At 75.0% G+C, this 621-nt stretch carries 2 protein-coding genes; both read right to left on the bottom strand.

Annotated elements, in window-relative coordinates:
• Positions 1 to 165: RNA methyltransferase PUA domain-containing protein (locus QOL99_RS17450; RefSeq protein WP_326522605.1), on the bottom strand; the 165-nt coding region annotated here is incomplete at its 3' end.
• 9 nt (positions 166 to 174) lie between these two features.
• The coding region (locus QOL99_RS17455; protein ID WP_285525682.1) for a 50S ribosomal protein L11 methyltransferase at positions 175 to 621 on the bottom strand (447 nt) is incomplete at its 5' end.

Below are 621 nucleotides of genomic sequence, written 5' to 3' on the forward strand. Positions count from 1 at the left end.
CTCGTCCAGCTCCTCCACGGTCGCGCCCGCTTCGGCCCCCTGGCCGTCGAAGACGCGCACGGGGTCGCCGGGCCGCAGCCGCAGCACCTGCAGGTGCCGGGCCTCACGCGGTCCCAGGGTCATCTGCGGGGTCAGGGCGGGCACGCGGACGCGGTGCTCGGCCATCTCAGACCCTCACTGCGGCAGGCGGGCGGTCACCAACGCCCACTCGCCGTCCACCGTCTCGCGCACGTCGCCGAAGCCCTCCCGCGCCAGCGCCCCGCGCACCAGCTCCAGCTTGCCCGTCAGAATGCCCGTCAGGATCAGGTCGCCCCCCGGCACGAGGTGGGCGGCGTACTCCCCGGCGAGCAGGTCGTGCAGTTCGGCGTAGAGGTTCGCCACCACCACGTCGTAGGCGTCCACGCCCTCCTCCGGAAAGGTCAGCGCGTCCAGCCCCAGCGTGCCCTCCTCGAAGCGCACCCGCGAGGCGGGCACGCCGTTGACCCCGGCGTTCTCCCGCGCGATGGGCACCGTGAGGGGATCGATGTCCACCCCGTAGGCGAAGCGGGCGCCCAGCAGCGCCGCCGCGAGCGCGAGGACGCCGCTGCCGGTGCCCACGTCGAGCACCCGCGCCCCCGTCCC

Source organism: Deinococcus rhizophilus (assembly GCF_030271215.1).
GTDB lineage: Bacteria > Deinococcota > Deinococci > Deinococcales > Deinococcaceae > Deinococcus > Deinococcus rhizophilus.